Origin of the sequence: Nostoc sp., from assembly GCF_036916985.1 — a bacterium.
In the GTDB taxonomy this organism is placed as follows: Bacteria; Cyanobacteriota; Cyanobacteriia; order Cyanobacteriales; family Nostocaceae; genus Nostoc.
The window spans coordinates 1-9,713 of the sequence record NZ_JBALFD010000002.1 but is presented as its reverse complement, the minus strand read 5'-3'; the positions used below and the strand labels follow the sequence as shown (position 1 = coordinate 9,713).

The following is a 9,713-nucleotide window of genomic DNA, read 5'->3' as shown; positions in this document are numbered from 1 at the left end:
CAATCTTTAACTCTTGTAGTAACTCTCTTGATACTTCGTATTCTATATCTACTAAAGCATTACCGACACCATAAACATCATATTTCTTGCCCATTGTTGATCTCCAAGAATAATTTCTGTCTGACTCGAACAGAACTGATAATAACAGATAGACAACTCTCTAAGAGTTGCTTGTCGATAATTTCGTAAACCCGCATTTTTTCATGGTCTTTGGGCTACAGCAGTTTGATCGGGAGCAAAGGAAATTATCTCCGAAAGCGGGTTGTTCATTTTCAAGCAAGACTTGTCTGTTCAAGGCGTAGAAGAGTTGGAGGAAGACTCGCCTACGGCGAATGACTGCACGACTCTAGCGCTTGTGGATGCTGCACCAAGTCAATCCGCTCCGTTGTTGGCTGAAAAGCAGGACTTTGGTGAGGAAGTGAGAGACTGTTCTGTTCGCGCAGCGTCTCTAAGAGTTGGCACTTGTTCCGCCGCGCCGCCTGCCCAAGTTGAAAAATCTTTAACTTCAGCGATCGCAGATCAGAAAATAGAACCGAGTCGCCCCTCTGCTGAGTTGAAGGTTGAAAACTCAATTTCTTGTGATGAAGTCAAAGCAGTTCATGAAGGTGATTGTTTCGCCGCAGATGCCCCCAGTGCTGAAAAATGGTCGCATGAGGCGATTGTTGCTTTTGTCAAATGTGCGACCGGAGCGGATGCAGAAACTCACGCGTTGCGGCGAATTCGGGGCAGAATCCAGGCTTTGACTTTTTGCAGGAATGCTGGAATGATGACCCTGCGAAAGCAGATTGTGATCAAGAAGCTGCTGGTGAAGTATCCGCAGTGGGGAATTGCTTGTGTTGATGGGGTGTTGATTAAGTCTAGCGTGGCAAAACTAGCTAGAGCAAAAACTTAAACGTAGTAAATTCGTTATTATTGAAAATTTTGGTTTACCTATTTACGCCTATTTCAATCATGAAAAATCTACTCTAGCAAGTTTTACCACTCTAGGATTAAGTGGAATGATTAGCGATGTCTGCGACGGGCTACGCCTACGCTCTTAACTACTGGCATATTCCAGCACTCGTTCCCACTCCCAACGCAGTGGCGGGAGCAATGCGAAAAAGTGAGATCATCGTCCAATGAACAGGGGGAGTAAAGAGAAAAAATTAGTAATTTTTGTTACTAAAATAACGTGAGTTAGACGGATAAGAAAGTGCAAAAAGTTTGCTATATATGAATTTGCTCAACTGGGCATACAAGAAGGCGATGCCTGCGGCGGGCTACGCCTACGCAACGATTGATTGAGAATCAGCAAAAAATTCACAAAAAAATGCCGAGACTAATAATATCTAACAAAAATCTTTCTTCTCGGCTATTTCTACCATGATATCTCGCCTCGACCAGAGCGCAAATTTTCTGCAACGTAGGTGATTTACAATAGCGGCGATCGCACTTCAAATACTACCATATTACACAGCACTCGTCCCCCCCTACCAACGCTAGGCTGCTTTTTCTTCTATCTGAGTTATGTGTTTTTTGAAGTTGTTAAGAAAATGGCTATTTTGTATGGCGTTAACGTGCCAAAAAAGATTGACTCAACCAATATCCAATTGTCGCAAATATAATTATTGATGTTACAGGCATAAACCATACCCCTAAATTGGGATTTTCTGTAGTCGCTAAATGGAATATTTGCCATTCGATGTAAACAAATATCCAAACCATCTCGCTTTTTAACCAATCCAACATTGAGCAAGCAATTTGATACTGCCTTAAAGCGTTTTCTTCAGTAATTACAACTGGATAATTAAATGTATGGGGATAATGACTAATAAATGTTAAAAGTCCATAAATTGCTAAAGCGACAATTGGTAACAACCACAGAACTTTTTTGCTCCCCCAAGCATCGGCTTGTCCATCAAATCTAAAGTGGACAGGTATAGTATCCGGTAATGTTGACCAAGCGTGAATAGCGATGCCGAATAATCCCACAAGTCCTACCAGTGCGCTCAAGTTTAGCATCTGTGCCGAATCGAGTCCAGTAATAACAATATCAGGTCTAGCATAAATAATGTCAAATAAATTTAGCTTATTCGCTTATATCGCCCGAATAATATAATTCGGGGGTTTTACGCTTAAAGTTGCGGCGAATTCAGGGGAGAATCCGGGTTTTGACTTCTTGCTCTCGTGCTGGAATGATGACCCTGCGAAAGCAGATTGTGATCAAGAAGTTACTGGCGAAGTATCCGCAGTGGGGATTGGTGACGGCGGATGAGGTTCTGGTAAAGTGTGATGAGTAAAGTGTGTTATGTCAATTACAAGCTAAACAAGTCAATTCAGATGCGCGGACAGTTTAAGGTTAAAGTAAGCAGAGGATGAAAATTTAGCACTTTCAGCTTATTTGGCCATTTGTAATCCTAAATTGTTGCTATTTATGACATATAAGCAGGAAATCATCAATTTTTACAATGGCAGAACCAATTATGATAACGATGTCACCCTCAATCGTGCAATTGCACTTTTTGACTATGTAACTCCAAGCCCTGGGCAATCCGTCTTAGATGTGGCGACAGGAACAGGAAATATTGCAATCACATCTGCTCAAAAAGTAGGCCCAAGTGGTTGTGTAATTGGAATTGATATCGCAACAGAACTACTCAAGATTGCTCAACAGAAAATTCAAGCCGAAAACTTATCCAATGTTACGCTAATTGAAGTTGATGCAGAAGCATATCAACCTGAAGCAGACAAGTTTGATGCGATCTATTGTTCTTATGCCATCGTGCTTTTTCCTAACATTCCCAAAATCCTAGAGAATTGGTATCGTTGTCTCAAGTTTGGCGGATTCATTGCATTTACCTGTTCGTCTGAAGATTCATATTTAGCATTGTCGATTGTAGAAGCTTGTGCAAAAAATGGAATTACACTGCCAAATCTGCACGAACCATTGGGAACACCAGAGCGAATTCAACACCTATTAACTCAAGCCAAGTTTGACCAAATTGAAATTCATCCTCGACAGATGGGGACTTACCTGAGCTTAGAAAAAGTACAAAGTAGATGGAATGGGCAATTTTGGCTACATATCGATAATCCGTTACGGGAATTAACACCCCAAAAAATTTGCCAGATCAAAGCCAGCTATGATGAAGAGATTGCTGCACTAGAAACCGAGCAAGGTGTATGGCATGAGGAGTTAATTTACTACGTTGTTGCTCGTAAAATATAGCAGTTTCGGCTCATTTTTATACATGGAATCAGCAACGCCAAACTTTTTAACCTGATTTCGCTATAAATTCATCTATATGCAACTATTACTTGCTGTTCAGTAGGCGAGAGTGAATGAAGTTGGCAATGGGAAAAACCAGCATTGCTAAACATACTTTCGTACTCTGCAAATGTATAGGCATCGCCACTAGGGGTTGTTGCTAGCATGACTAAGCTGAAAGCAGCAGCATCAGGTGGCGTAATGCGATCAGAGTTAGGAATAAACTCAAAAACGAGAACTCTTCCATCAACAACCAGCGAAGCCTTGATCTTTCTCAGTAGCTGTTCACATGTTGCTACATCAAAATGATGTAAGAAGTTAGGCAGTAAAACTAGATCGTAGTCATTGCTGTAATCTACTTCAAAAGCGCTACCGACAATTGTATGGTAGCGCGAACCTACTCCTTTTATCCTGGCATTTTCTTTAGCAACCTCTAAAACAGATGCCCAATCAACACCAAAAATTTCGGCATTCGGGTTATGTTGGGCAATTGCAATACCAAACAAGCCATGACTTGCTGAAATATCTAACACTTTCAGAGGCTCTATTTTATTCTCATTCACCAACTGAGCGATTAATTGTGCGGGATTTGCCATCATTGGTGACATAGCTTTTGCAAATTGCACCCATACTGGATGTTCTGGCGATAAAGTTCCTTGGGACGATACGGCAGTTCCTCCCTTGAGGACAGCAGCAGTCAGGTCATTGAAACCGTTAGTTATCATTGGAGATAGTAAAAATTCAATTGCATCTCCCATATAAAATTTGCTTTGTCGATCCAAAAACATCGCTGAATCTGAAGTGAGCCTATAGCCTTCAGCTTCCTTTGTCATAAAGCCGATAATCACCAAATAATCGCACAATATTCGCATACCTCGTTCAGAGGTTTGACACTTTTGTGCCAATGATTGACTTGACTCAATTCCTTGACTGATGGCAGTAAAAAGATTCAATTCAACTGCGGCTTTAATTGCCGCGCTGCGTTGGTAAGCGTTAACTGTATTGAAGAATAGTCCAGGTGAGGGTGTTGACATATAATAAAGCTTTCTCAATGACGAAATATAATCAGTGATCGCCTCTCAAATAAGTGGGTGCCATTCTAAGGCGATCGCCATTATGACATGATACCGCGCCTGTCCCCAGTGCTGAAAAATGGTCACATGAGGCAATTGTAGCTAGGTCAAATGTACGACCTGAGTGTATGCAGAAATTGAAAGTCGCAGCGAATTCTCTTCAGAATCCGGGGTTTGACTTTTTGCAAGAGTGCTGGAATGATGACCCTGCTTTGCAGATTGTGATCAAGAAATTGCTGGTGAAGTTTCCGCAGTGGGGGATTGCAGTTTTGGATGGGGTGTTGGTGGATTGGGATGAATAGCTATGTCTACGACGGGCTACGCCTACGCTACAGTAGAATGTTCATCTTTTCCACTACCAAATCATACTGCTGCGGAGTGGACACAATGCCATGACTGACAGATACCACGATACGGGTGTGCCAACATTACTGGTGGTAGGATTACAGCGTAACTGTCCTAGCGCATCTAAGGTTATACCCTTGTTTAGTGATGCCTGCTCCAAAGAAGATATTAAATAGAAAATTCATCTAAAAATGGTACGAGTACAGTTAGTTTATCCGAAAATCCCAGATAGCAAAAACTGCCCTTGGGAACGCTGCATAGCTTTTGAAAAATATGATGGAAGCAACTTACATTGGGTTTGGAATTTTGAACTTGGCTGGTATGCGTTTGGTACTCGTCGAGATCGCTTTGATTTGGATGAGCAGGGGATTAAACAATTCAATGCTGCACATCCAGGCTTAGAAGAAGCTCCTGATATTTTTAATAGAGAGTTTGCTAATGCTTTAGAAGGAGTATTTCGAGAAAATCAAAACTATCAATATCCAGAAATTACTGTATTTACTGAGTTTTTTGGTACGAACTCATTTGCAGGAATGCATAAGCAGGACGAGCCAAAGCAACTAATTCTTTTTGATGTGCAAAACGATAGATATATTATTCATCCCGAACAATTTCTTCAAGATTTCAGTAGCTTTAATATTGCGCGTGTTGTTTATAGCGGTAAGCTAACTGGCAAATTTATTCATGATGTTCGTGAAGGTAAATATGATGTAAACGAAGGAGTAATCTGTAAAGGAGGGAAAAATCTTAATAGCCTCTGGATGGTAAAAATTAAGACTTATTCTTATCAGAAAAAATTACAGCAATTTTTTCCAGATGATTGGCAGTCATATTGGGAATAAGGTCTTGCACTCACTACTTTCTAATGGATTTCAAGAACGAGTTACAGTTTCAGGAGAAGCTTACAGTATTGCTCTCTCAGGTATTCACCGATATTCCTTAAGAAAACCTCTAACTGTACAATGCGACTAATATAAATTACAGGGATAGCTAAAGCTATCCCTTAATTTTTTCCACACCTGCTAAACAACAATGGCAATTTTAAATAATGTTACAACAACAGGACATATCCACATTGCTTCATCAAGTTTGATTGATTTTGCTATTTGGGTACTTCTTATTGAAGGACTCCATGTACATCCAATACCTTTCGGTTAAGGGGAAAAAGAGAAGGTGGGGTCCCCTCTAGCGATAAGGGGCGGGGGAAAAGGGAAAAGAAATAGAGTGTCTTGGAGTTGCTCATCATTAAAATTTATGCCGAGCGACTGTAGGGCTGGAGCGTACAAATCAAATAATTCTTGTTCTACTGAATCGGCAGACCAGAACCACATAAGAAAATGAAAACTCCTGCTAGGTGGCTAAATAAAATTTAGCATTTAGCGTGGGAAGTTTGATGTGGGGACAAGTAGCGATCGCATCTCGCGGAAATTGTTCGGGCAAATGATAATGGTGTGGCGGCGCATCTGATGTAGGGGCGCAAAGCCTTGCGCCCCTACATCAGATGACGGTATCATTTTGAAGGATTATGGGATGTAATTGATCTATATTCCAAAATATTGGATTTGTCGCCACGTATTCGCGAATTTTGTATAATGCTGCCTCATTGCGAATGATGTGTTCGTAATAATTTTACGCTAACGCTAACGCACCGGAAATCAGTCTATGAATGGTGCATTACATTTCATTAACACACCCGACAAGATCCGTAATCGCACTTCCCAGAGTTCAATGGTGATCGCACTATCTGGGGCGGGTTGCATGATAGTGTTCATTGGGATTCCTGACTCGGACTAATACCTGCCCGCCACCTCTGATGTCTTGTGCAGGTTGATTATCTTGTACAACTGTAAAACCCTGCTGTAACACCTCCGCTACTAGAGGCAAAACTATATCAGCCCTCGGAGACCTCCAAAAGTTTGTGATGTTCATTACAGTTTGACGAGCATTCGCTACTGTCTCAAATCCTCCGCCTCCGTAGGTGGTAGTGATCCAATTTTGTATGTCATTCGTGTTGTTGTCTATTGCTGCAAGTATTCTCTGCTGAATCTCCACGCCAGTTTGATTTGTGGCTGCTCCCAATGAATTAAAAATGCAGAACCCATCAGGTGTTACCCAATTTAGTCCCAAGTTCAATTCCTGTAATTGCTGGTTCAGTTCTGCTGTAGGATGATAATCTTCTCCATCCGCTTTTTTGTTTCCGGTTTCTATCTCCTCTTTCGACCCTCCCATCTCGATATCTGAACCCTCTGATTCATATCCATTTTCTACTGTCTTTCCACGCAGATTCTCTACACCTCCTTTCCCCGCTCCCACATACTTCTTCGGTGAACCTAATAGATCAGTAAAGCTATATTCTCCTCCTGTGATTGTATTCGTTATATATTTGGTCGCCTTGGGTACCCTACCCTTGTCTAATCTTAGAACTGCTGCAACTTCGTTCAATATTTCTAATTCTTCCTTTGTATATTTTATTGATCCCTCCACTGGGTTGCTTCTAGTTATTCTCATGATGTCTTTTCCTATGCGTTGACGTGTCTCTTTGAGATTTCGCTCATCTGTGGTGTTATTCTTAACTATTTCATCAAGACCTTGCGATAAAGCATTATAAGTCTTCGCATTCCCTTGCCGTGATAAAGGGGTAAGTTCTTTAGGTGTTTCGTTAATGTCCGGTCGTAGCAGCGCAGGGGTTAACCCTATATCCGTTCCAGGTGCTATGACATGATAGTGACCACCAAGCTCGATAACCTGAGTCTGGAATTGACCTGCTCGTCGATCTGCAAATTGCTTTTCCATAAATTGTTTCACATTGTCTCGAGTTAACAACGTGACACCTATATCATCATATTTTTTATCATTTTCTTTATACAACCTCGCTTTTTTGCTTTGTAGAGGAGGTGTATAATCCTTATATTGTTCCTCTAATTCCAGCCTTCGCTTCTTGATACGTTCTGCTTTCTTTTGTTCCTCCTGATCGGTTCTTTTTTGCTTCTCGTCATTGCTCAGTAACCTGTCGTATTCCTCTGCCTCTGCTTTGGAGTCGAACTGCCTGCTCTCGTCGCGATCCGAATAGTATTTACTCGTTTTCCGACTCTTGAATACTTGGCGTTGAACTACATTTTGGGTTGAGTTTTGACATATAGCAGCCGCATCAATAGCCAAACTAACTGATTTCATACTCAATAATACTTGGCTATTCCCTGTCATTTCCCCTCTTTCTTCGATCTCACCATCGCCCACCAACACCGATGGGGTTTCCGTGACTGGGTGCTGCGGTAACTGTCCCTGCGGTTGAGGCGATCGCTGCACCGCTCCCCCATTCTGCTGCACTACATGAGTCAACTCATGCGCCAACAACTCCTGTCCATCTCGACTCCCCGGCTGATATGCCCCCTGCCGAAAGAACACATCCTGCCCCGTGGTAAACGCTTTTGCCTGAATCGACTGATTCAATTGGTCTGCCTGAGTATCTGTATGAACCTTCACCCCACTGAAATCAGCCCCAAATGCCTGCTCCATCGGTGACTTGATCCTATCAGCCAGTGGTTGTCCGCTCCCCCGTTCCTGTTGTATTGACGTTTCTAAATTCGATATAGCAGCCGTACCACTGTCTGCCACATGCTGCACCATCGGCTTCATTTGTAATTCTTCATCTTCGATGAAGGACTCACGCTGAACTTTTTCGCCCTGTAATTGATGAATCCGTTGCACTACTTGACGTGCTGTTTCATCAGCCTCTTGCTGATACTTATCCCCAGGCTCGCCAATTGTCAGCTTTGTCTGAATAGGTGTTGGTGTATCTGGTCGCCTCAGTGGAATATTGGCAATATTATGACCAAATCGGGTTGCGTGTGACAGTCGAGAATTCAATAATCCGTCCATCTGGGCTTTTAATATAGTTAGGCGCTCCTGTCCTTCGGGCGTAATCGTGCTAGATTTCGCTTGTATGGAAAGTCCAGTTGCCTCCTGATGCTGCTGTGCAAAAGCAACATTCTCTACCTCTGTTTGTGTCTTGGGTGCAACGGATGATTTTTGGAGTTGGCTACCAAACGGTCTATAGGCTAATTGAAGATACGAGTTTGGGAAAAGGGAAGTGGAATAAGTAGGTGAATGACTCTTTGGCGATTTTGTTTTGTGCATTGTTTTTACAAGTTCATGATTTGCAGTCAACCTGATATCTTTCACTGATGTCAGGAAAATCTCAAATATTTTGAGTAAAAATCTAGGTGCTTAAGGTTACAAAATGCCAAAAACCAACCACTGGATCAAAACAGCCACAAAATTGAGTCCTAACGGGATTTCAAAACTGTTTTTTACCTCTATTAAACTCTATTAAACAGAGACTTGTGAGCTATTTTAGTTTTGACCCAAAACAAAGTATCTTAGTTTTCTCCAGCCTTTATACAGCATATCAGTTTTTGTCAATTCATTCTTTTGCAACCACAGCCCATAATCAATCGTACTTCTGAACGCATTTCCAAGGAGTAATTTTAGGGCTGCTCTGGTTGCACGTTACCAATCAAGAGTTCTTTTTTACTGCGCTTCAACTGTTTCCAAAGTGCTTTAATCTGGTTGTAAGCATCTTCTGGGGCAAGCTTACCATTGCTTTGTAAACAGGTAATATAGCCAACTTTTTGTGTGAATTCTTGGAGATTGGCATTAAATACTAGGTTATCCGGCTTAACTTGACCGTAGTAGCGACTGTGAGGGTAAAGAAATTTGTTTTTGTCTGACTGATTAGGCTCGTCCATTAGTTCACTTGTCTCAATCAAGTTTGTATTGTATGTAGTTATCAGCATTAATTTCAAATTTATGCAAGTAGGCAAAAGTATTCGTCGAGCCATTGGTTTGAAGGACAGAGACGAAATGATTAAGAAGTAAAAAGATAATCTCCATAAATATAAATAAATTGAGGGGAAGAGATTCTTTTTACTGAAAGTCTACCACCAGTTTGGTATCACGTTTTGAAACTCAAAACTATGCTTTGGTTTGTGAATTTGAGTGTTGACGAAATAAGCCTGTCATACTCAAACCAGTAATCAACAAACCAA

At 41.5% G+C, this 9,713-nt stretch carries 11 protein-coding genes; 6 read left to right on the top strand and 5 right to left on the bottom strand.

The features are described from left to right. Nucleotides 1-262 precede the first annotated feature (262 nt). Nucleotides 263-892, top strand: a complete 630-nt coding sequence (locus tag V7L07_RS00230) for a hypothetical protein (protein WP_335053958.1) — start codon at nt 263-265, stop codon at nt 890-892. 659 nt (nt 893-1,551) lie between these two features. Here V7L07_RS00230 and V7L07_RS00225 read toward each other — a convergent pair. Further along, a complete protein-coding gene (locus tag V7L07_RS00225; RefSeq protein WP_335053956.1) occupies nt 1,552-2,001 on the bottom strand; it encodes a DUF1648 domain-containing protein in 450 nt (149 codons plus the stop codon). A gap of 149 nt (nt 2,002-2,150) precedes the next feature. Here V7L07_RS00225 and V7L07_RS00220 point away from each other — a divergent pair, with 149 nt between their 5' ends. Together V7L07_RS00220 and V7L07_RS00215 are read left to right on the top strand one after the other, a co-directional pair. Beyond that, a complete protein-coding gene (locus tag V7L07_RS00220) occupies nt 2,151-2,279 on the top strand; it encodes a hypothetical protein (protein WP_335053954.1) in 129 nt (42 codons plus the stop codon). A 134-nt stretch (nt 2,280-2,413) separates the two neighbouring features. Beyond that, a complete protein-coding gene (locus V7L07_RS00215; RefSeq protein ID WP_335053952.1) occupies nt 2,414-3,208 on the top strand; it encodes a class I SAM-dependent methyltransferase in 795 nt (264 codons plus the stop codon). A gap of 68 nt (nt 3,209-3,276) precedes the next feature. On the opposite strand, the gene V7L07_RS00210 is transcribed toward V7L07_RS00215, so the two are convergent. Beyond that, complete coding sequence (locus V7L07_RS00210; RefSeq protein WP_335053950.1) at nt 3,277-4,281, bottom strand: methyltransferase; 1,005 nt, start codon at nt 4,279-4,281, stop codon at nt 3,277-3,279. A gap of 167 nt (nt 4,282-4,448) precedes the next feature. Here V7L07_RS00210 and V7L07_RS00205 point away from each other — a divergent pair, with 167 nt between their 5' ends. From V7L07_RS00205 to V7L07_RS00195, 3 genes are all read left to right on the top strand, one after another. Beyond that, on the top strand, nt 4,449-4,622 hold the full coding sequence (locus tag V7L07_RS00205; RefSeq protein WP_335053948.1) for a hypothetical protein: 174 nt from the start codon (nt 4,449-4,451) through the stop codon (nt 4,620-4,622). A gap of 90 nt (nt 4,623-4,712) precedes the next feature. After that, complete coding sequence (locus tag V7L07_RS00200; protein ID WP_335053946.1) at nt 4,713-4,841, top strand: hypothetical protein; 129 nt, start codon at nt 4,713-4,715, stop codon at nt 4,839-4,841. A 15-nt stretch (nt 4,842-4,856) separates the two neighbouring features. Next, nucleotides 4,857-5,507 (top strand): RNA ligase family protein, encoded by a 651-nt coding sequence (locus V7L07_RS00195; RefSeq protein ID WP_335053944.1) that lies wholly within the window; start codon nt 4,857-4,859, stop codon nt 5,505-5,507. Nucleotides 5,508-6,041: 534 nt separating this feature from the next. Here V7L07_RS00195 and V7L07_RS00190 read toward each other — a convergent pair. The 3 genes from V7L07_RS00190 to V7L07_RS00180 all read right to left on the bottom strand — a co-directional run bounded on the left by V7L07_RS00190 (nt 6,042) and on the right by V7L07_RS00180 (nt 9,413). After that, nucleotides 6,042-6,179: a hypothetical protein gene (locus V7L07_RS00190; protein ID WP_335053942.1), complete on the bottom strand. Its 138-nt coding sequence runs from the start codon at nt 6,177-6,179 to the stop codon at nt 6,042-6,044. Nucleotides 6,180-6,405: 226 nt separating this feature from the next. Continuing rightward, on the bottom strand, nt 6,406-8,802 hold the full coding sequence (locus V7L07_RS00185; RefSeq protein WP_335053940.1) for an eCIS core domain-containing protein: 2,397 nt from the start codon (nt 8,800-8,802) through the stop codon (nt 6,406-6,408). Nucleotides 8,803-9,152: 350 nt separating this feature from the next. Beyond that, complete coding sequence (locus V7L07_RS00180; RefSeq protein WP_334775496.1) at nt 9,153-9,413, bottom strand: DUF7219 family protein; 261 nt, start codon at nt 9,411-9,413, stop codon at nt 9,153-9,155. Nucleotides 9,414-9,713: the final 300 nt, after the last annotated feature.